Genomic DNA, 21,539 nt, shown 5'->3' on the forward strand with positions numbered 1-21,539 from the left:
TCACATTTTTCAGTAGAATTCTTCGGTTAAATTCTATTCATAAAGCCAAAAATCAACATGTTTGAAATCAATCCTATAAAAAACCGTATTCAGGATGTGTTACAACGCACAACAATCCTGAGGGGGTATCTTTGACTACGATGCGAAGAAAGAGCGTCTAGAAGAAGTCAATGCTGAATTAGAACAACCGGATGTCTGGAACGAACCTGAGCGAGCACAAGCTTTGGGGAAAGAACGTTCATCTCTACAAGCGGTGGTTGAAACGATCGATCAATTAGAACAAGGTGTCGATGATGTTGAAGGTTTGCTTGAATTAGCTATTGAGGCTGATGATCAAGAAACGTTTGATGAAATTGAGCCCGAGCTGAGCGAACTTGAAAGTAAACTTGAACAATTAGAGTTTCGCCGTATGTTTGCTGGTGATCATGATTCTTCAGACTGTTATATCGACTTACAAGCTGGGTCTGGTGGTACAGAAGCACAAGATTGGACATCGATGTTGCTGCGCATGTATTTGCGCTGGGCGGATGATAAAGGCTTTAAAACGGAAGTGATCGAGGTATCGGAAGGCGATGTTGCTGGACTTAAATCGGCGACTGTGCGTATTATCGGAGACTATGCGTATGGTTGGCTACGTACAGAAACTGGTGTTCACCGCTTAGTACGTAAATCTCCTTTCGATTCAGGTGGTCGTCGCCATACTTCATTTGCTTCTGCGTTTGTTTACCCAGAAATTGATGAGAACATTGCGGTTGATATTAATCCCGCAGACCTCCGTATTGATGTCTATCGTGCATCTGGTGCGGGTGGTCAGCACGTTAACACCACTGAATCTGCGGTTCGTATTACCCATATCCCAACCAATACTGTGGTGCAGTGTCAAAATGACCGTTCTCAACACAAAAACAAAGATCAGGCAATGAAACAGCTGCGCGCCAAGTTATTCGAACTTGAGCTGCAAAAGCAGAATGCCGAAAAGCAAGCCAATGAAGATGCCAAATCGGATATCGGCTGGGGAAGCCAAATTCGCTCTTATGTATTAGATGATTCTCGAATCAAAGATTTACGTACTGGCGTTGAAAATCGCAATACGCAAGCGGTTCTAGATGGTGATCTAGATAAATTTATTGAAGCTAGCCTGAAATCAGGCCTATAAGCTTTTTACCGACAAAAACAGGGTACATGCAAAATGACTGATGCTGTTCAAAACGAAGCGAATCAACAACAAATCGCGCAAGAAGAAAATAAACTGATTGCAGAGCGTCGTAGTAAGTTAGAGCACATCCGTAAGGGCTGTAAGGCGAATGGTCACCCCAATGACTTCCGTCGTGACAGCTTGGCGGGTGATCTGCAAGAGAAGTTCGGTGAAAAGAGCAAAGAAGAGTTAGAAGCCCTGAACCATGTGGTAGCGATTGCTGGACGTGTCATGGCTAAACGTGGTCCATTCTTGGTAATTCAAGAAACGTCTGGCCGTATTCAAGCTTATGCCTCAAAAGACGTGCAACAGGTTTTAAAAGAAAAATACCAAGGATTAGATATCGGTGACATCATCGGTGTCAAAGGTGCGTTGCATAAATCAGGTAAAGGCGATCTTTACGTAAATATGGAAGAGTTCGAACTTCTGACGAAAGCACTGCGTCCATTACCTGAAAAATTCCATGGTTTGACTGACCAAGAGATGCGTTATCGTCAACGTTATGTTGATTTGATCGTGAACGAAGAGTCACGTAATGCATTTGTGATCCGCTCTAAAGTCATGTCTGCCATTCGCAATTTCATGATTTCTAAACAGTTCATGGAAGTTGAAACCCCCATGATGCATGTGATTCCTGGTGGTGCGAGTGCGCGTCCATTTATTACTCATCACAATGCACTCGATATGCCAATGTACTTACGTATTGCGCCTGAGCTTTACCTCAAACGTCTTGTTGTGGGTGGTTTTGATCGTGTATTTGAAATCAACCGTAACTTCCGTAATGAAGGGCTTTCTCCTCGTCATAACCCAGAATTTACCATGATGGAATTCTATATGGCGTATGCAGATTACAAAGACTTAATGGATTTCACGGAAGAACTTCTAAGCTCTATCGCGCTGGAAGTTTTGGGCTCCACCTCAATGCCTTATGGCGATGAAACGGTAGAGTTTGGGGGTAAATATGCGCGCATGAGCATGTTTGAAGCGATCAAACACTACAATCCGGATCATGCACAAATCCAAGCGCTTACAGAAGAAGATATACAAAATCGTGATCTTATGGTGTCGATTGCCAAATCGGTTCACGTTGAAGTGGAAGAGTTCTGGACTTGTGGTCAACTTCTTGAAGAGATCTTTGGTGAAACTGCTGAACCTAAGTTGATGCAACCAACCTTCATTACTGGTTACCCAGCGGATATTTCACCACTCGCACGTCGTAGTGATGATAACCCATTCTTTACTGATCGCTTTGAGTTCTTTATTGGCGGCCGTGAAGTGGCGAATGGCTTCTCTGAGCTCAATGATGCGGAAGACCAAGACGCACGCTTTAAAGCCCAAGTTGAAGCGAAAGAGTCGGGTGATGATGAAGCGATGTTCTATGATGCAGACTATATTACGGCGCTAGAGCACGGTTTGCCTCCAACAGCAGGCCAAGGTATCGGGATCGACCGTTTAGTGATGCTACTGACCAATACACATACTATTCGTGATGTTATCTTGTTCCCAGCAATGAGACCTCAGCAGTAATCGGTTCTCTCTGCATCAGAAAAACCGCCTTTTGGCGGTTTTTCTGTTTCTTTGTACTGTAATTAGTCTTTAAAGGAGAATGGCATTCTCTTTATTTTTATTTTTTGAGAAAAACGGCCTCGTTAAGATCAAACTTCTGTTATTTATTGGTCCGATGAATAGGGATTTATCGTGTAGTCTTATAAGTGATACAGATTCTGCCTTAGAGTACCGCTAAGGTAGCGACGATAAATTCTGCGCCAATGTAGCGCGATATAAAAATAAAAAACTAATAAGGAAACCAGTTAATGGGTACTCAATTTCGTATGGGTTGTGTTCCCGGCTCGCTAATTGTCGTCGGTGGCACCTACGAGCCGTGGTTATCAGTTTTAGAGCAAGCTGGATGGAAATGTACGCAGTGTGCTGATCTGCGCAAAGCGGATCAGATGTTTTCCGATATCGGCCCTTGTATTGGTATTGTTGATCTTAGCCATGATGAGTTTAGCTTAAATGGTGTGGCTAATTTAGTGAGTAGTCATAAACAAGTTCGTTGGTTGGCTTTCATTCGTGAGTCGCAGCTTCGCTCAGATACGATTTGCCAGTTTATTGTGAATTTCTGTATCGACTTTTTTACCGCCCCCATTCCAGATACTCAGCTACTCAGTACGATCGGTCACCAACTTGGAATGCTTCAGTTAGAGAAAAAGGTTTGGCCTGATTACGGAAATCATACGGATATGGGGTTATTGGGTGAATCGATGGCCATGAAACGGTTACGTGATCAAATTAAACGCATAGCTCCCACCGATGTGAGTATTTTGATCTCCGGAGAAAGTGGTGCTGGAAAAGAGACGGTAGCGAAAGCCATTCATAAAACCTCTTCTCGCTCGCAAAAGCCATTTATTATCGTTAATTGCCGTGCGATGTCTGAAAAAAGGTTAGAACAAGAACTGTTTGGTATTGATAACCAAGCTTCCACGCCTTCTTTACTTCTACAAGCACATGGCGGAACGCTATTGCTCAATGACATTCTTGCTCTGCCAAAGAACCAGCAATGGAACTTGTTGCGCTTTTTACAAGAGGGAAAAGTGAGCACGCCACAAGGCCTTCAACAAATAGATGTGAGAATATTAGCTGCTCACTCTATGGATATTGAAAAAGCGTTGATTGATGGTGACTTTAATGAAGAACTGTACCATTACATTAATGTATTAAGAATTCAGGTGCCTAGTTTAAAGGACAGGGCGGGAGATGTAGCCTTATTGGCAAACCATTTTTTAAAAGAATATGCCAAAGAATATAACGCACAAGCGCGTAGTTTTTCTGAAGAAGCATTGCTCTTGCTTGCCCGTTACCATTGGCCGGGAAATGTACGAGAATTAATGAACCAAATTAAGCGAGTTGTGTTGATGTCGGACACCGTGATGCTTAATGAATGTCATTTAGATCTGCCCAAGCGTATTGAAAGTAAACGAACGTTAAAAAGTATCCGAGAGCGTTCAGAGCGCGAGGCGTTAGTGCAAGTATTAGAATCCCATGCTGGTCAGGTGTCTAATGCCGCTAAAGAGTTAGGGATTTCTCGCGCAACAATGTATCGTTTGCTGAATAAGCACCATTTAATGACCGATTTTATTTTTTAACGAGAAAATAGAACAGAGCGAATCGTGGGTGATTCGCTCTTATTTGGATGGTTATGGGCACGGGTTTGAATATTGTGTTGCAATTTTCTCTATCTCATTGAGTAGCTCTTCTGTGAATGTTATCTCTAGGCTATCAATATTACTTTTTAGCTGAGGCAACTGAGTCGCTCCTATAATAGTGCTGCCAACAAACGGTTTTTGGTTAACGAAAGCTAAAGCCATCTGTGCTGGATCTAAGCCAAACTCTTGAGCGAGATTCACATAAGCTTGAGTCGCTTTAATGCCTTGCTCAGTAAAGTAGCGTTGAAAGCGTTCAAATAAAGAGCAACGAGCGCCTTGTGGGCGAGCGCCTTCCAAATATTTACCACTTAATACTCCAAAGGCCATTGGGGAGTATGCGAGCAATTTAACGCCTTCAAAATGACTAATTTCGGAAAGCCCGATTTCAAAGCTACGGTTAAGTAGATTGTAGGGGTTTTGAATGGATACCATTCGGGGCAGTTCATGTTTTTCTGCTAAGCGTAGGTAGGTCATTAACCCCCAAGGAGTTTCATTTGAAACACCAATGTAGCGAACTTTACCCATCCGAACGAGATCATTGAGTGCTTCTAATGTTTCAAGCAGAGTCACTTCTTCCTGAGCTTCTGGATTCGGGTAGTTAAGTTGGCCAAAGGTATTGGTTTGACGTTGTGGCCAATGCAATTGGTAAAGATCAATATAATCCGTTTTTAAGCGACGTAAGCTATCATCGATTGCTTGATGAATATTTCGATGATCAAGAGCCATTTTATCTCGGATGTAACCAACATTACGAGGGCCAGCAACTTTTGTTGCGAGTACGATTTTTTCTCGTTTACCGGATTTTTCAATCCAGTTACCAATGTATTCTTCGGTTTTACCTTGTGTTTTCGCATTAGGTGGTACAGGGTACATTTCAGCGGTATCAATAAAGTTGACCCCGCGTTCTAGAGCATAATCTAATTGTTGAAAAGCATCCGCTTGGCTATTTTGTTCACCAAACGTCATGGTACCTAAGCCGATTTTACTGATTTCTAAGGTGGAATGCGGCAGTTTGGTATATTGCATAGTACTTCCTTGTTGCTGTGGAAAAGCGATAGCTCTCGTACAACGTAAGTGATTTGAGATAGGCATTTCACTATAAGCGAACCTCACTCAATAATGAAAATAAAATTTATGCTTATCTTTTTGCAGGTAACATAGGGTAAGAAAGGCATTACCAGAGAGAGTTAACCTGGAAGAGCATAGTAACGCTCTAGCAACTTAGCGGTGAACTGCGTTCGCAAATAAAACCCTCTCGGCAATGTTCGAATGGGATGACCATTTACCCCATAAGCTTCGGTTTTGACGCGCCCATTCGCGGCTTTGGGTCGAATTTGCAATACTTCCCCATGCTTGGCTGTGATTTGTGATACCTGACCCAAGACGATAAATTCCATTAATTCTTCCCAATCGGCTTTTAACTGCGCTTCTTCTTCTTCTGACGGGCTCCAAATTAATGGAGAACCCACTCGTCGCTCAGGAAGAGGGATCTCCCGTTCTCCTTGCACAGGAACCCATAAGACACGCGATAACTTATGTCGAACATGGCTATTTTCCCAAGTTAACCCTTGGATACCAGTTAAAGGGGCAACACAGACAAAAGTTGTTTCTAAGGGTTTTCCTGTGTAGCTGATGGGAATACTTTTTAACTCAATGCCGAGTTTGGCAAAATCTTGCTGAGGTTTACTGCCCGCAGAGGCCCCTAGATGCCACTCTAATAATTGCCCAACCCAACCTTTGTCTTTTTTAAGATCAATCGGGACAGGCATGTTGGCCTGTTGAGCTAATTCAGCAAAGGTTAACCCTGCTATTTGTTGGGCTCTATCGAGTAATTCTTGTTCACTTTGGGGTTCTGGCTTCATGGTTCTTTAAGGGAGAAAAAGAAAGAGTGTAACAAAAAAAGTGCAAAGAAGGATCTTACTGATGCTTGACTTGAAAGAGAGAGAAGATCCTTACCTTATTTTATCCACAACATAATCAAAAAAATAAACACAACAGGCGAGTATGTATGAATAAACAGGGGTTTTAGGGCGCTGTTTTTGAGAAAATAACCCGTTTTATCGCCAGTTACTCTTTATCTGTGTGGATAACAGAAGAGTTGGTGGATCTTTAAGCATTGCTGTTTTCTTTTGGATCTTGGCGATGGTTTTTACTGAGGTGAGTGAAGGGTTTAATTGTAACTTGCTGATATTAAATTCATTTGTTTCCTATTTTTTCTCTTATTCTTTTCGGGGAAAATGGTAAAAAAACGACATTTTCTTTTGTTCCCTTTCTTCTACACATGGTTATTCACAGAAAACGTGAATAAATGTGCTCAATCTCTCATTCTTTTGTTGATAACTCCCTTTCTGTATGAAAGTTATCCGATTTACCTTCCTTCAATCATAAATATCGAGTGAATCACACGAGTTCGTTTGCTCCTGCTGGGGATATGTGGAAAAATCAACACCATTAAGATTTTATTAGAGGTTTGCCAGTGATAGATGGCGATGGTTACCGACTCAATGTGGGTATTGTGATTTGTAACAACCATGGTCAGGTATTCTGGGCGAAACGATATGGACAACACTCATGGCAATTTCCGCAAGGTGGAATTGATGAGGGGGAGTCTCCAGAGCAAGCAATGTTTCGGGAGCTTTACGAAGAGGTTGGGTTAACCAAAAAAGAGGTCAAAATTATCGCCACCAGTCGTCATTGGTTAAGATATAAACTACCAAAACGCTTGGTACGATGGGACTCTCAACCCGTCTGTATTGGACAAAAACAGAAATGGTTCTTACTGCGTCTTGAATGTGATGAGTCAAAAATCAACATGCAACGTGGAAGTACCCCTGAGTTTGATGGTTGGCGCTGGGTCAGTTATTGGTACCCTGTTAGGCAAGTGGTGTCTTTTAAGCGTGATGTTTATCGACGAGCGATGAAAGAGTTTGCCTCATTAGCGATGCCTTTTAAAGAACGTAAAGTAAAGGGTAAGCGCAAAAACCGAAGAGGATAAATATGCTTTCTCAGCTAAGGGACATAGTTGAACAAGTGTCAAAAGTAGAAGACGTTTATCAAGCGTTGGATATTTTTGTGAAACAAACCTGCAGCGCTATGGCGACTGAGTGTTGTACTGTCTACTTAGCAAATGAAGAAATGGGGCGCTTAGAACTGATGGCGACCCAAGGTTTAAAGTTTAAAGGCGATAAAATTCATATCGGTTTTGACGAAGGGTTAGTGGGGTTAGTGAAACGAACGGCTGAGCCCATTAACCTTGCCAAAGCTTCTCAACATCCCAGTTTTAAATATTTTAAAGAATTGGGTGAAGAGGTGTATCACTCCTTTCTTGGTACGCCCATTATCTACCGTAAACAAGTTCTCGGTGTGCTAGTGGTCCAGCAAAAATCTCCTCGTTTGTTTAGTGAGATGGAAGTCTCTTTTCTGGTGACGTTAGCTGCTCAGTTAGCTGTCATTGTGGCTTATGCTCAAACACAAGGGCATTGGCTTCTGACTAAAAAGCAGCAAGCGATCAGTGGCATCCCCGCTTCAACGGGAGTGGCTATTGGAGAATTGTGGTGGGATGATTCTCAGCCACAGTTAACGGAGGTTTACCCTGCCTCAACGCTGGATATCGAAAAAGAGCAGGCTTGGCTAGCCCGAGCAATGGAGAGCGCGCTGAGTGATTTTCGAAAATTAAGAAAAAAGCTTGATAACGATATCAATAAAGAAGCGCTGGCTATTTTTGATCTGTTTACCCATTTATTAAATGACCCCATGCTGGGCAATGATTTGAAAGCACAGATCCAAAAAGGGGATCGGGCTGATTGGGCATTGCGTCAAGTTGTGGAAAGTTACTCCAATCGCTTTGCTCGCATGTCGGATGCATATTTACGCGAGCGAGCGCAAGACATACGAGAGCTTGGGCAACGTTTACTTTATTTCCTCTATAACACTGAGCATGAACAGCAACAGCTCGAAAAACCGATTATTTTGGTGGTTCGTGAGTTAACGGCTTCTATTTTGGCGACGCTACCAAAAGATAAATTACTGGCCGTTGTTTCTTTGGAGGGGGCGGCAAACTCACACGCCGCAATTTTATCGCGTGCACTGGGTATTCCTGCCATTATGGGTGTTTCTCTGAACCTAAAGCAGATCAATGGTAAAAGAGGTATTGTTGATGGTTACAGCGGTAAGCTATTTATTTCTCCGGCGAAACAGGTCCTAGCTGAATATCGAGCATTAGCTTATGAAGAGCAGCAATTATCAAAAATGGTCAATGAGGCGATTTTTGAGCCAGCGTTTACCCAAGACGGAACCCACATTGAACTACTTTTAAACGCAGGGTTAAGCGCCGATACCAATATTGCGATTAATCAAGGTGTGGATGGTATCGGGCTTTATCGTACAGAAATTTCATTTTTACTGCAGCATCGTTTTCCATCAGAAGAAGAACAGATCCTGCAATATCGAGGGGTTCTGGATGCTTATCCTGATCGCCCTGTGGTGATGAGGACTTTAGACATTGGTGGTGATAAACCATTGCCTTACCTACCTATTGAAGAAGATAACCCCTTTCTAGGGTGGCGAGGAATTCGCTTTACTCTTGATCACCCCGATATTTTTCTTATCCAACTGCGAGCAATGATGCGAGCCAGTAGTGAGCATAACAATCTACGGATTTTGTTGCCGATGGTTTCTGGGACGAAAGAGTTAGATGATGCATTGATGTTAATTCAGCAAGCTTATCAAGAAGCGGTGAAGTTGGATGCCAGTATTGTGATGCCTAAGATTGGAGTCATGCTGGAAGTGCCTTCCATGCTGTATCTGTTACCGATGATCGCCAATAAAATAGATTTTGTATCAGTCGGTACCAATGACCTTACCCAGTATTTATTAGCCGTTGATCGGAACAATGCACACGTGGCTAATGTCTACGATTCTATGCATCCCGCGGTGATCATGGCGTTGAAACAAATTCAACAGACTTGCCAGCAGTATTCTATTCCAGTGTGTGTGTGTGGCGAGCTGGCTGGTGATCCGGTTGGAGCATTGCTGTTGATCGGTCTTGGCTATAGTACGCTCAGTATGAATGCTTCTAACGTTGCTAAGGTTAAGTATTTAGTTCGTCATTCAACACGAGGCGACTTGCAGTTATTAGCTCAGAAAGCCTTAATGCAATCGTATGGGCATGATATTTATAATATGATGCTTGTTCATTTTGAAAGCCAAGGGTTTGCGGGCTTTATCCGTGCAGGAAAAAAATAGGAAGGTAGTGTGGGTATAGAGTTAATCGCTTTACTGGTGATGCTCGGTGTTGTCGTCGGATTATTGGCAGGCCTACTGGGAATTGGAGGCGGGCTGTTGGTGGTGCCGGCTTTACTGTTTTTATTGCCCAAAGCAGAGATTGCATCTGATATCGTCATGCATTTGGCTTTAGCGACCTCTTTAGCCAGTATTATTATCACTTCGACTTCTTCTGCACTGAATCATCTAAAATTGGGGAATGTTGATCTTTTTGTCGTCAAATGGTTACTACCGGGTGTTTTATTAGGTGGCTTCTTAGGGTCGGTTGTTGCAGAGTGGATTCCTAGCCATTATTTACCCAAAGTATTTGGTGTGATCGTCTTCCTACTTGCTATTCAGATGGCACTTTCTATTCAAGCGCGTTCAAACTATCCGATGCCCAGAGCTTGGATTACCACCTTATGTGGAGCGGGTATTGGTATTATTTCTACCTTAGCTGGTATTGGTGGGGGTTCGCTTTCGGTTCCTTTTTTAAATCGGCATGGCGTCGAAATGAGAAAAGCAGTTGGATCCTCAGCGGTTTGTGGTTTGGTTATTGCTTTATCAGGAATGCTGGGGTTTATTTTGCATGGTTATCAGTTAGAAAATTTGCCCGATTACAGTATTGGTTATGTCTATCTTCCCGCCTTACTGGCGATCGCCTCAACGTCTATGCTGACTACTCGTATGGGCGCTAAATGGGCCACACGGCTTCCGACCGCTACTTTGAAGCGTTTTTTTGCTATTTTCCTTATGTTTGTTGCGCTAACAATGTTACTGCAATAGTGTTTCTTTCTTAAAAAATAAGAGAACGTCATTTATGTCTCAGGGATATTTAACTTTTCCTAACATCGATCCTGTGTTGTTTTCCATCGGCCCGCTCTCTGTACGTTGGTATGGCATGATGTATTTATTTGGTTTTTTATTTGCCATGTGGTTAGCGAACCGACGTGCAGATAAGCCGGGCAGTGGTTGGAGTAGAGATCAAGTCTCTGACTTACTTTTTGCCGGTTTCCTTGGAGTGGTTATTGGTGGTCGAGTTGGATATGTCTTGTTTTATAATTTAGATCTCTTTTTAGCTGACCCTTTATACCTATTTAAAGTTTGGACTGGCGGAATGTCATTCCACGGCGGATTATTAGGGGTGATCACGGCAATGTTCTGGTATGGACGAAGGAATCAACGTACTTTCTTTGGTGTGGCTGACTTTGTTGCTCCTTTAGTTCCATTCGGGCTTGGAATGGGGCGGTTAGGTAATTTTATGAATTCAGAGCTTTGGGGGAGAGTGACTGATGTCCCTTGGGCTTTTGTTTTCCCTAATGGGGGGCCGCTGCCTCGTCATCCTTCCCAGTTGTATGAGTTGGCATTAGAAGGCATTGTTTTGTTCTTTATTTTGAACTGGTTTATCAAAAAACCGCGCCCTCTTGGCTCGGTTTCTGGGTTATTTTTAGTCGGATATGGTACATTCCGCTTTTTGGTCGAGTTTGTCCGTGAGCCTGATGTACAGCTTGGATTATTTGGTGACATGATCTCAATGGGGCAAATTCTTTCCACACCAATGATTATTGTCGGTGGACTACTCATTTTTTGGGCGTATCAGCGCCAAGTCTATCAAGATACACCTCAAAAGAAATAAGGGCTTGAAGTGAAGCAGTATTTAGACCTTTGCCAGCGAATTGTTGAACAAGGCGTTTGGGTTGAAAATGAACGTACCGGTAAGCGTTGCCTGACCGTCATTAATGCCGATTTAACTTACGATGTCGCCAATAATCAGTTTCCGTTGGTAACAACACGTAAAAGTTTTTGGAAAGCAGCCGTGGCAGAATTACTTGGATATATTCGAGGTTATGATAATGCCGCTGATTTTCGCCGTTTAGGGACTAAAACATGGGATGCGAATGCAAATTTAAACCATGACTGGCTGAACAATTCTTACCGAAAAGGTGAGGATGATATGGGACGGGTTTATGGCGTTCAAGGTCGTGCTTGGGCAAGACCTGATGGTGGGCATATTGATCAACTAAAGAAGATTGTTGACGATCTCACTCGCGGTGTTGATGACCGAGGCGAAATTCTCAATTTTTACAACCCAGGTGAGTTTCACATGGGGTGCTTGCGTCCTTGCATGTACAGTCACCACTTTTCTTTGTTAGGCGATACTTTGTACTTAAACAGTACTCAACGCTCATGTGACGTCCCGCTGGGGTTGAATTTTAACATGGTTCAAGTCTATGTATTTCTTGCTGTGATGGCGCAAATCACGGGTAAGAAGCCGGGACAGGCATATCATAAAATTGTGAACGCTCATATTTATGAAGACCAATTGGCACTGATGCGAGACGTGCAATTGAAGCGTGAGCCATTAGATGCTGCCCACTTTAAGATCAATCCTGACATTCGTTCGCTAGAAGATTTAGAAACGTGGGTAACATTGGATGACTTTGAAGTCACCGATTACCAGCACCATGAGGCCATTCAGTATCCATTCTCAGTATGATATTCCCTTACGCATTAAAGCTAGGATCATGTGGTTAGCGATTTTATCCGTCATCGTAACCCCTTTGTTGATAGAGATAATATGACGGATCGTCTATAAATAATGTTGAAGGTTGAATAAAAAACCGCCGTGTTTTCCACGGCGGTTTTTTATTACGGAACGATGATTGCTCAATTAGGTCGTTAAGGTCAGAATTGATCCTGGTAATACCACAAAGACTGCTAAGAGATAAGCGGCAACCGCGGCTTTATTTTTAATCGCACAGTCAGAAATCCAATCCGCCCCTTTAAGAGGTATCTCACGTAAGAATGGAATGCCAAAAATCAGTAGAGTGGCCATCAGGTTGAAGACTAAATGTACCAGTGCAATTTGTAGTGCGAATACTGCAAACTCACCAGATACAGCGGTTGCCGCAAGTAGAGCCGTGACACAAGTTCCGATATTTGCACCCAGAGTAAATGGGTAAATATCACGGACCTTTAGCACACCAGAGCCAACTAAGGGAACAATCAATGTTGTCGTCGTGCTGGATGACTGAACCAATACCGTTACCACAGTACCCGAAGCGATGCCGTGTAGTGGCCCTCGGCCGATAGCACTTTTGAGGATGTCCCGAGCCTGACCAACCATCAAGGTTTTCATCAGGCGGCCCATCACCAATATGGCTAAGAAAATGGTGGTGATGCCTAACACGATCATAGCGACGCCTCCCCACACATTACCGAAAACACCCAGTTGTGTTTGAAGGCCACCAACAATTGGTTTCGTGATTGGGCCGATAAAATCTAACCCTTTCATGCTCATATTTCCCGTTGACATCAATGGAGAGACAAGCCAATAAGAGATTTTTTCTAATATGCCGAACATCATTTCTAATGGTAGGAAAATCAGTACAGCGAGTAAGTTGAAAAAATCATGAATGGTTGCACTGGCAAAAGCTCGTTTAAATTCATCTTTGCAGTGTGCGTGTCCTAAACTGACAAGAGTGTTGGTCACCGTTGTACCAATATTTGCTCCCATCACCATAGGGATAGCAATTTCCACGGGTAAGCCACCAGCCACTAAACCCACAATAATGGAGGTGACGGTACTTGATGACTGGATAAGGGCTGTTGCTACTAACCCTATCATTAATCCTGCAATCGGATGAGAGGCAAAGGTAAATAATGCTTTTGCTTGCTCTCCGGCTGACCATTTGAATCCACTGCCGACCATCGCAACGGCAAGTAATAGTAGGTACAGCATAAAGGCCAAGTTTATCCAACGTAGCCAGCGAGTCGTTGCTACGCTTGGGTACGTTGTTGATGTCGCTTGGTTTATCATGGGCTTCTCCATTGACCTAATGAACATCATCGGTCTGTTGTTGAATCTGTGCGCGATAGTAGAATGAAAATATTTCAATATTATGACAGAAGCATTATTAAGTGATGCTTTTGTTACTTACTTCTTTTTTTATGAATTACTTGTTTTTAATTGATTGAATTTAATGTTGTTTTTATTTTTATTCTCAAGCACTAGGCCTAGTTGATTGTTGTTATCAATGGCAGATTTATGACAAAAGGGGTATTTCACTTCGTTTTAATGCTGAGTAGTGGCTTTAATTTATCGGTTTTATCGAAATATTTGCGGTCAATAGAGAGGTTTGTTATAACCATCGCTTACATTTGCATGTTGAAATCTATCGTATGTCTCATCTTAACTATAATCACCTCTACTATTTCTGGATGGTGTGTAAACAAGGTTCAGTAACCAAGGCTGCGGAAGCGTTATTTTTAACACCTCAAACCGTTACCGGACAAATCAAAGCATTAGAAGAAAGATTAGAAGGCAAACTGACGAAGCGGAATGGGCGTAGTATTGAACCAACGGAATTAGGGCAATTGGTCTTTAAATATGCTGATCGTATGTTTGGATTGAGCTATGAAATGCTGGATATCGTTAACTACAGCCAACGTGCTAATGTGTTATTTGATGTTGGAGTGGCCGATGCACTTTCTAAGCGTTTAGTCAGTAAAATATTAATGACGACAGTCCCAGAAGATAACCGCATTCATCTGCGCTGTTTTGAGTCGACACATGAATTGTTACTTGAGCAGTTATCGCAACATAAGCTGGATATGATTCTCTCTGATTGTCCAGTTGATTCAAGTCAAAGCCCTGGGTTATTTAGTAAAAAACTTGGTGAAAGCCATATGGGGTTATTTTCAAGCAGCAAAGTGGATCGAAAAGATTATCCCGCCATTTTAGCCAATCGTAAATTACTGATACCGGGAAGCCGCACTGCGATGGGGCGTAAGGTTCGACAATGGTTTGAACGGCAAGGGTTACAGCCAAATGTACTTGGTGAATTTGACGATGCGGCATTAATGAAAGCTTTTGCTTTGTATCACCCAGAAGTAATCTTTATGGCTCCATTACTGCTTCGTTCAGAAATGGAACAGGAAGGTACGCTGCATCTAATCAGTCAAATCGAAGAAATTAAAGAAGAGTACTACGTCATTTTTGCTGAACGGATGATTCAACATCCGGCAGTCAAAAATGTGTGTGACGCTGATTTTCAACATTTTTTTGAATAAATATAAGGCAGTTTAAATAACCCATATTCAGAATCTTGATACACTTTGGGTGTATATTATTGTTAACAAATAGATTACTATCTGCCAAATCGGTCAAATAGATCAGGTAAAATCTGCCACGATGCTGTTTGTCCGATAAATTTAAGTGTCCCTCTGTAGCTGTTCACTTACACCTCTAGGTTTATCATCCATGACTAAAAAGTTAGAGAAGTAAGTTGTGGTTTGCTGGCTTAGTGCTTTAGTGGGCCAAACAGTGTGTAGGCATGGGGTAGCTTAAGTGGTTATGGAAAAGAGGCTTACTCATGAACCTTGAACAAATGGAACAGAACTCCGCTCAAGCAGTGGTGTTATTAAAAGCCATGGCAAATGAGAGGCGGCTGCAAATTCTTTGCTTATTACACAATCAGGAACTCTCCGTGGGGGAGTTGTGTGGAAAGTTAGAGTTAAGCCAGTCGGCGTTGTCACAGCACTTGGCTTGGCTAAGAAGGGATGGCTTAGTTGAGACGCGCAAAGAAGCGCAAACCGTGTTTTATACGTTAAGCAGTAACGAAGTAAAAGCCATGATTGAGTTGTTGCATCATTTATACTGTTCTCGCTGATCACCGTTGGGTGGGAACGAGCTTTACGGAAAATGCTGAAAAGTAGAGATAGACTACAGATAAATAAAAAACCGGCCTTAGCCGGTTTTTTCATCACTGAGAAATCAAACTCAATTACAGAGCTTTGATCGCTGCAGAGAAGCGAGACTTATGACGAGCTGCTTTATTCTTATGAATAAGGCCTTTAGTCGCCATGCGGTCAAGGATTGGTGTAACGACTGCGAGTGCAGCAGTTGCAGCTTCTTTGTCGCCAGCAGCAATTGCAGCAACAGTTTTTTTCATGTAAGTGCGCATCATTGAACGACGGCTAGCATTGTGCTGACGGCGTTTTTCAGATTGGATAGCGCGCTTCTTAGCAGATTTGTTATTTGCCAAGGGTCTAACTCCCAAAAACTTTAGTTCGGTGACAATTTAAGGGCCGGAAATATCCCTTATTTGCACTTAAATGTCAAATGATTTGTGCAAAAACCCGTCTAAACCAAACAAGTTTGGTATCACAAGGCCTTCACGGTTAAGATGGCGTGGATTCTAACAGTATTTTTTTACCAATGCTAATACTTATCCGGATCTTACGCTGACATTCTTTGACTCAATCGTGAGAGAGTATCACTAAGTGAATAAACCTACTGGTATTTATCGAAGATGAAGCCTTGATAATAAGGCTTTCCTGTTTCGTATTGTCAGTAGTCGGTTGAGTATTTTTGCTGATTTTTCGAGGTTACTGTGAGTAAACGCTTACTCAAGTCAGGCATCATTGTGAGTGCTATGACGTTTATTTCCCGAGTCTTGGGATTAGTTCGTGATGTTGTTGTGGCGAATTTGATGGGGGCAGGGGCGAGTGCTGATGTGTTTTTCTTTGCCAATCGCATTCCTAATTTCTTACGCCGCCTATTTGCTGAAGGGGCTTTTTCTCAGGCTTTCGTTCCTGTTTTAACGGAATATCATGCTTCAGGAGACAAAGAGAAAACCCGAGCGTTGATTGCTAAAGTGTCAGGCACCTTAGGTGCCCTCGTCACGGTAGTGACATTACTTGGTGTCGTTTTTTCTGGCGTTGTTACTGCATTATTTGGTGCCGGTTGGTTTTTGGACTGGTTAAATGGTGGGCCAGCAGCGGAAAAGTTTGAGTTAGCCAGTTTATTGCTGAAAATCACGTTCCCTTATTTGTGGTTTATCACTTTGGTGGCCTTATCAGGGGCGATTCTCAATACGTTAGGGAAATTTGCGGTTTCTTCCTTTACCCCTGTTTTCCTTAATATCATGATGATTTTATCAGCGTGGTATATTTCGCCTAACCTTGCCAAGCCTGAGGTTGGTTTGGCCATTGGGGTGTTTTTGGGCGGTTTGGTGCAATTTTTATTTCAACTGCCATTTTTAATAAAAGCAGGCATGCTGGTTAAGCCTAAATGGGGTTGGAAAGATCCCGGAGTGGTGAAAATTCGTACCTTGATGATACCAGCATTATTTGGCGTATCAGTTAGCCAGATTAACCTGTTATTTGACTCTTTTGTTGCCAGTTTTTTGCAAACCGGCTCGATCAGTTGGCTCTATTATTCCGATCGTTTATTAGAATTTCCACTCGGTTTATTTGGTATTGCCATCGCAACCGTTATTTTACCCGCTTTATCTCGTAAGCATGTCGATGCGCATCAAGCTGGGTTTGCACAAACCATGGATTGGGGCGTTCGAATGGTGATTCTACTCGGCATTCCAGCTATGTTAGGTTTAATGGTATTAGCTAAACCCATGTTGATGGTGCTCTTTATGCGTGGCGAATTCACAGCGAGTGATGTACAGCAAGCTTCGTTGTCTTTATTCGCTTATTCCGCAGGTTTACTGAATTTTATGCTGATTAAGGTTTTAGCACCGGGGTATTACTCTCGGCAAGATACCAAAACGCCAGTGCGTTACGGCATTATCGCTATGTTAAGTAATATTGTTTTCAATGCTATTTTTGCTTGGTTTTATGGGTATGTGGGGTTAGCGGCGGCCACTGCACTTTCTGCTTTTATTAATATGGCCCTTTTGTATCGAGGTTTACATAGACAGGGGGTATATCGAGTGAGTCGTCAAACCGTATTATTTGTGACTCGTTTGATTTTAGCGGGGGTTGTCATGGTTGCAGCCATCTATTGGCAACTGGATTCTATGTCGGCTTGGTTGGAGTGGGGACTCACTCAGCGAACATTGACTTTAAGCGGTTTAATTGCCTTTGGTGCGTTGGCTTATCTTCTGAGTGCCTTGCTCTTTGGGGTCCGAGTAAAAGACCTAAAAGCAGCGACAGAAGAGGGATAGTTAAGGTATAATCCGCCAGTTTTACACCCATATAATTGAGAACAATAGGTTTTAAGCGTATTGCAATGGAATTGATCCGCGGTATTCATAATATTAAGCCTCACCACCATGGCTGTGTACTGACCATTGGTAATTTTGATGGTGTGCATCTGGGGCATCAGAAAGTATTAAGTCAGGTCTCCAAACAAGCAAAGCAACTGAATTTACCATCGGTAGTGATGACTTTTGAACCGCAGCCGATGGAGCTTTTTCTCAAAGAGCGTGCGCCAGCTCGGTTAACTCGGTTGAGAGATAAATTTGTTCAATTGGGGAAATTAGGGCTTGATCGCTTGTTGTGTGTCAATTTTAATCATCATTTTGCCAATTTAGATGCTCAGGCGTTTATTCGTGACTTGTTGGTCACCCAATTGGGTGTTAAGTTTCTGGTAGTGGGAGATGATTTCTGCTTCGGGCAAGGCCGTAAAGGTGATTTTGCCATGCTTCGTCAAGCTGGAAAACAATATGGTTTTGAGGTTGTGAATACGCACAGTTTTTGTGTTGAACATGCGCGAGTGAGCAGCACATTGATAAGAGAGGCGCTTGCTGTTGATGATCTCCCTCTCGCAGCCAGTATGCTGGGAAGAGATTACAGCATCAGTGGGCGAGTTTCTCACGGTCGAAAATTAGGTCGTACCATTGGTTTTCCAACCGCCAATATTCCACTAAAACGATGCGTTTCTCCGGTGTCTGGTGTTTATGTGGTTCAAGCGTATGGTTTAGGAGAGAAACCGATTGGTGGTGTGGCGAATATTGGCCAACGCCCCACCGTTAACGGTGTTCGTCAGCAATTGGAAGTGCATTTATTCAACTTTCAAGGCAACTTGTACGGAAAGCAGCTCGAAGTCGCGCTCTTACATAAATTACGTGATGAACGTAAGTTTGAGTCATTTGATGCACTCAAACAACAAATTGAATTGGATGCTGAGGCAGCAAGGGTGTGGCTGCGTCAGCTTTACAGTGAGTCGGTTGATTCCACCGATACACATAATGTCTAACTTCGCCCAATAGAACGGAATTAAGAATCGATGAGTGAATATAAAGATACCCTGAACTTACCTGAAACAGGGTTTCCAATGCGCGGCGATCTGGCTAAACGTGAGCCAGAAATGCTTAAACGTTGGTACAAAGAAGATCTTTACGGTGCAATCCGTGAAGCAAAGAAAGGCAAGAAATCGTTCGTATTGCATGATGGTCCTCCATACGCCAACGGTGACATTCATATTGGTCACGCACTAAATAAGATTCTTAAAGACATTATTATTAAATCCAAAACACTTTCAGGTTTTGACGCCCCTTATATTCCCGGTTGGGATTGCCACGGTTTGCCTATTGAATTGATGGTTGAGAAAAAAGTGGGAAAACCGGGTCAGAAAGTGACGGCTGCGGAGTTTCGTGAAAAATGTCGTGAATATGCTGCCGGGCAAGTTGAAGGACAGAAAGAAGGCTTTAAACGACTCGGTATTTTAGGTGAGTGGGATAAACCGTATCGCACCATGGATTTTGCAACCGAAGCGAATATTATTCGTGCTTTGGGCAAAATTGCCGATAAGGGCCACCTACTTAAAGGGTTTAAGCCTGTTCACTGGTGTACTGACTGTGGTTCGGCGTTGGCTGAAGCTGAGGTGGAGTATAAGAATAAAGTATCACCGTCTATTGATGTCCGTTTTAAAGCGGCTGATCCTGAAGCGGTGCTCAGTAAATTTAGCTTAGCGCAAGATCATGCTGGTCACGGTGACCTATCCATTGTTATATGGACCACAACGCCTTGGACATTACCTGCAAACCGTGCGGTTTGCCTACGTGATGATCTTGAATATGTGTTGATCCAAGTTGAAGGTGAACAAGCTGAGCGAATCATCGTTGCTGCGGAGTTGGCAAAAGAGGTGATGGATCGTGCGGGTATCGAACATTTCCATAATCTGGGCTTTGCGAAAGGGTCGGATCTTGAACTGACTCAATACCAACACCCGTTCTACGATTTTACTGTGCCTGCTATCTTAGGCGATCATGTTACAACTGAATCAGGTACGGGTGTGGTGCATACTGCCCCAGGCCATGGCCAAGAAGACTTTGCTGTTGGCCAAAAATATGGTTTGGAAGTCGCCAATCCTGTCGGTTCTAACGGCGTTTACCTTCCGGATACAGAACTGTTTGCTGGGCAGCATGTATTTAAAGCCAATGATGCGGTTGTTGAAGTGTTGAAAGAAAGAGGGGCGCTGTTACATCATCATGCGTATGAGCACAGCTACCCACACTGCTGGCGTCATAAAACGCCAATCATCTTTCGGGCCACTCCACAGTGGTTTGTATCGATGGATCAAGCTGGGTTACGTGAGCAAGCGCTCAGTGAAATTAAAGGCGTGAAATGGATGCCTGATTGGGGTCAAAGTCGAATTGAAGGCATGGTCGAAGGTCGCCCTGAGTGGTGTATTTCTCGCCAGCGGACATGGGGCGTACCGATTGCACTATTTGTTCATAAAGAGACCGCAGAGCTGCATCCTGAGTCACCAGCACTGATTGAAAAAGTCGCGCAGTTGGTTGAACAAAAAGGCATTCAAGCATGGTGGGATCTCGATGCCACCGAGATCTTAGGTAGCGATGCTGAGCAATACGAAAAAGTGCTCGATACGCTAGATGTTTGGTTTGATTCCGGTGTCACTCACTATGCGGTTGTAGACAATCGCCCTGAATTTAATGGCGCCCAGGCTGATATGTATCTAGAAGGGTCAGATCAACATCGCGGTTGGTTCCAATCTTCATTGATTTCGTCGGTCGCCATGAAAGGTAAAGCGCCATATAAAGAGGTGTTAACCCATGGTTTCGTGGTGGATGGACAAGGACGTAAAATGTCTAAGTCGATCGGCAACGTTGTCGCACCGAAAGATGTGACCAATAAACTAGGAGCAGATATTCTACGCTTGTGGGTTGCTTCAACAGATTATACGGGCGAAGTCGCCGTTTCTGATGAAATCTTAAAACGTAGTGCGGATGCGTATCGCCGAATCCGTAATACCGCTCGTTTCTTCTTAGCGAACTTGAACGGGTTTAATCCAGCTACGGATATGATTCCTGCGCAAGAAATGGTGGCATTGGATCGTTGGGCCGTAGCAAGAGCTTTAGCTGCGCAGCAGGAAATTGTTAAAGCGTATGAAGAATACAACACTCATGCGGTAGTACAGCGCTTGATGCATTTTTGTTCTATTGAAATGGGCTCTTTCTATCTCGATGTGATCAAAGATCGTCAATACACTGCGAAGCGTGGTGGTCATGCGCAACGCAGTTGCCAAACGGCGCTTTATTATATTGTTGAAGCTTTAGTGCGTTGGATGGCACCAATTATGTCATTTACCGCCGATGAAATTTGGAATGCGATGCCACCATTACAAGCCAATGGTGAAAAACGTAGCCAGTTTGTCTTTGTGACCGAGTGGTATCAAGATCTGTTCGCATTAGATGAAGGTGAAGCGCTCAGCAGTGCGTTCTGGAGTGATATTCAGGATGTTCGTAGTGCAGTGAATAAACTGCTAGAAAATGCTCGTAGTGAAAAAACCATTGGGGGGTCACTACAAGCAGAAGTCACTCTTTTTGCTGAACCAGCATTAGTTGAGAAGCTCAGTGAATTGCAAGATGAACTGCGTTTTGTCCTGTTAACGTCTAAAGCTACAGTTAAAGCATTGGAAGAGAAGACCGACGCTGCGCAGGCAACAGAGATTGAAGGCTTGTTTGTTCAAGTGAGTAAAATTGAGGCAGAGAAATGCGATCGCTGTTGGCATTACACCTCAGACGTGGGCACAATCCAAGGTCATGAAACGATTTGTGGTCGTTGTGTCTCTAACGTAGAAGGTGAAGGCGAGCAACGTCAGTTTGCTTAAT

The 21,539-nt window shown here is 43.2% G+C and carries 17 protein-coding genes; 13 read left to right on the forward strand and 4 right to left on the reverse strand.

All coding sequences use genetic code 11. The annotated features are described in order from the left end of the window. The first annotated feature begins 57 nt into the window (after positions 1-57). The 3 genes from prfB (at position 58) to vpsR (ending at position 4,341) form a co-directional block, all read left to right on the forward strand. Positions 58-1,156 (forward strand): peptide chain release factor 2 gene (prfB, locus tag EXA13_RS10845; RefSeq protein WP_238115647.1). Its coding sequence is split into 2 segments (ribosomal slippage): positions 58-132 and positions 134-1,156, totalling 1,098 coding nucleotides; the frame shifts between segments, so codons are not numbered across the junction. Positions 1,157-1,189: 33 nt separating this feature from the next. Next, entirely contained in the window at positions 1,190-2,722 is a 1,533-nt protein-coding gene (lysS, locus tag EXA13_RS10850; RefSeq protein WP_238115648.1) for a lysine--tRNA ligase, read from the forward strand. 287 nt (positions 2,723-3,009) lie between these two features. Then, positions 3,010-4,341 carry a cyclic-di-GMP-binding transcriptional regulator VpsR gene (gene vpsR, locus EXA13_RS10855; RefSeq protein WP_238133193.1) on the forward strand — a complete coding sequence of 444 codons (1,332 nt, stop codon included), beginning with the start codon at positions 3,010-3,012 and terminating at the stop codon, positions 4,339-4,341. A gap of 51 nt (positions 4,342-4,392) precedes the next feature. Here vpsR and EXA13_RS10860 read toward each other — a convergent pair whose 3' ends face one another. Both EXA13_RS10860 and mutH read right to left on the reverse strand, forming a co-directional pair. Next, positions 4,393-5,427 carry an NADP(H)-dependent aldo-keto reductase gene (locus EXA13_RS10860; RefSeq protein WP_238133194.1) on the reverse strand — a complete coding sequence of 345 codons (1,035 nt, stop codon included), beginning with the start codon at positions 5,425-5,427 and terminating at the stop codon, positions 4,393-4,395. 161 nt (positions 5,428-5,588) lie between these two features. Next, positions 5,589-6,263, reverse strand: coding sequence for a DNA mismatch repair endonuclease MutH (gene mutH, locus EXA13_RS10865; protein ID WP_238133195.1), 675 nt, complete (start codon positions 6,261-6,263; stop codon positions 5,589-5,591). Positions 6,264-6,877: 614 nt separating this feature from the next. On the opposite strand from mutH, the gene rppH reads away from it, so the two are divergent. Genes rppH through EXA13_RS10890 form a run of 5 tightly spaced genes read left to right on the forward strand, consistent with a single transcriptional unit; the run spans position 6,878 to position 12,160 of the window. Then, positions 6,878-7,396 (forward strand): RNA pyrophosphohydrolase, encoded by a 519-nt coding sequence (gene rppH / locus EXA13_RS10870; RefSeq protein WP_238133196.1) that lies wholly within the window; start codon positions 6,878-6,880, stop codon positions 7,394-7,396. A gap of 2 nt (positions 7,397-7,398) precedes the next feature. Continuing rightward, positions 7,399-9,645 carry a phosphoenolpyruvate--protein phosphotransferase gene (ptsP, locus tag EXA13_RS10875; RefSeq protein ID WP_238133197.1) on the forward strand — a complete coding sequence of 749 codons (2,247 nt, stop codon included), beginning with the start codon at positions 7,399-7,401 and terminating at the stop codon, positions 9,643-9,645. A 9-nt stretch (positions 9,646-9,654) separates the two neighbouring features. Then, positions 9,655-10,449, forward strand: coding sequence for a sulfite exporter TauE/SafE family protein (locus EXA13_RS10880; RefSeq protein WP_238133198.1), 795 nt, complete (start codon positions 9,655-9,657; stop codon positions 10,447-10,449). A gap of 34 nt (positions 10,450-10,483) precedes the next feature. Further along, the gene (gene lgt, locus EXA13_RS10885; RefSeq protein WP_238133199.1) at positions 10,484-11,299 is read left to right on the forward strand and encodes a prolipoprotein diacylglyceryl transferase; all 816 of its coding nucleotides are present in this window, start codon (positions 10,484-10,486) and stop codon (positions 11,297-11,299) included. A 9-nt stretch (positions 11,300-11,308) separates the two neighbouring features. Continuing rightward, positions 11,309-12,160, forward strand: coding sequence for a thymidylate synthase (locus tag EXA13_RS10890; protein ID WP_238133200.1), 852 nt, complete (start codon positions 11,309-11,311; stop codon positions 12,158-12,160). Positions 12,161-12,334: 174 nt separating this feature from the next. Here the strand turns inward: EXA13_RS10890 and EXA13_RS10895 are convergent, their stop codons facing one another. Further along, positions 12,335-13,483: a Na/Pi symporter gene (locus tag EXA13_RS10895; protein ID WP_238133201.1), complete on the reverse strand. Its 1,149-nt coding sequence runs from the start codon at positions 13,481-13,483 to the stop codon at positions 12,335-12,337. A 362-nt stretch (positions 13,484-13,845) separates the two neighbouring features. Between EXA13_RS10895 and nhaR the strand changes: the two genes are divergently transcribed. After that, positions 13,846-14,736: a transcriptional activator NhaR gene (gene nhaR / locus EXA13_RS10900; RefSeq protein WP_238133202.1), complete on the forward strand. Its 891-nt coding sequence runs from the start codon at positions 13,846-13,848 to the stop codon at positions 14,734-14,736. Positions 14,737-15,038: 302 nt separating this feature from the next. Beyond that, positions 15,039-15,335: an ArsR/SmtB family transcription factor gene (locus EXA13_RS10905; protein WP_238133203.1), complete on the forward strand. Its 297-nt coding sequence runs from the start codon at positions 15,039-15,041 to the stop codon at positions 15,333-15,335. Between the two features lie 114 nt (positions 15,336-15,449). Here EXA13_RS10905 and rpsT read toward each other — a convergent pair whose 3' ends face one another. Further along, positions 15,450-15,710: a 30S ribosomal protein S20 gene (rpsT, locus tag EXA13_RS10910; RefSeq protein ID WP_099610660.1), complete on the reverse strand. Its 261-nt coding sequence runs from the start codon at positions 15,708-15,710 to the stop codon at positions 15,450-15,452. A gap of 348 nt (positions 15,711-16,058) precedes the next feature. Here rpsT and murJ point away from each other — a divergent pair, with 348 nt between their 5' ends. The 3 genes from murJ (at position 16,059) to ileS (ending at position 21,538) form a co-directional block, all read left to right on the forward strand. After that, a complete protein-coding gene (gene murJ / locus EXA13_RS10915; protein ID WP_346346949.1) occupies positions 16,059-17,627 on the forward strand; it encodes a murein biosynthesis integral membrane protein MurJ in 1,569 nt (522 codons plus the stop codon). 65 nt (positions 17,628-17,692) lie between these two features. Next, positions 17,693-18,661, forward strand: a complete 969-nt coding sequence (gene ribF / locus EXA13_RS10920; protein ID WP_238133204.1) for a bifunctional riboflavin kinase/FAD synthetase — start codon at positions 17,693-17,695, stop codon at positions 18,659-18,661. Positions 18,662-18,691: 30 nt separating this feature from the next. Next, entirely contained in the window at positions 18,692-21,538 is a 2,847-nt protein-coding gene (gene ileS / locus EXA13_RS10925; RefSeq protein WP_238133205.1) for an isoleucine--tRNA ligase, read from the forward strand. The last annotated feature ends 1 nt before the right edge of the window (position 21,539 follow it).

Source organism: Vibrio cincinnatiensis, from assembly GCF_022113815.1.
GTDB classification, from domain to species: domain Bacteria; phylum Pseudomonadota; class Gammaproteobacteria; order Enterobacterales; family Vibrionaceae; genus Vibrio; species Vibrio cincinnatiensis_A.

What these genes read in the sequence shown, in the direction of transcription:
- EXA13_RS10905 (WP_238133203.1), top strand. Translation starts at nt 15,039, where the DNA reads ATGAACCTTGAACAAATGGAACAGAACTCCGCTCAAGCAGTGGTGTTA.
- ileS (WP_238133205.1), top strand. Translation starts at nt 18,692, where the DNA reads ATGAGTGAATATAAAGATACCCTGAACTTACCTGAAACAGGGTTTCCA.
- nhaR (WP_238133202.1), top strand. Translation starts at nt 13,846, where the DNA reads ATGTCTCATCTTAACTATAATCACCTCTACTATTTCTGGATGGTGTGT.
- EXA13_RS10860 (WP_238133194.1), bottom strand. Translation starts at nt 5,427, where the DNA reads ATGCAATATACCAAACTGCCGCATTCCACCTTAGAAATCAGTAAAATC.
- vpsR (WP_238133193.1), top strand. Translation starts at nt 3,010, where the DNA reads ATGGGTACTCAATTTCGTATGGGTTGTGTTCCCGGCTCGCTAATTGTC.
- lysS (WP_238115648.1), top strand. Translation starts at nt 1,190, where the DNA reads ATGACTGATGCTGTTCAAAACGAAGCGAATCAACAACAAATCGCGCAA.
- lgt (WP_238133199.1), top strand. Translation starts at nt 10,484, where the DNA reads ATGTCTCAGGGATATTTAACTTTTCCTAACATCGATCCTGTGTTGTTT.
- ribF (WP_238133204.1), top strand. Translation starts at nt 17,693, where the DNA reads ATGGAATTGATCCGCGGTATTCATAATATTAAGCCTCACCACCATGGC.
- mutH (WP_238133195.1), bottom strand. Translation starts at nt 6,263, where the DNA reads ATGAAGCCAGAACCCCAAAGTGAACAAGAATTACTCGATAGAGCCCAA.
- ptsP (WP_238133197.1), top strand. Translation starts at nt 7,399, where the DNA reads ATGCTTTCTCAGCTAAGGGACATAGTTGAACAAGTGTCAAAAGTAGAA.
- EXA13_RS10895 (WP_238133201.1), bottom strand. Translation starts at nt 13,483, where the DNA reads ATGATAAACCAAGCGACATCAACAACGTACCCAAGCGTAGCAACGACT.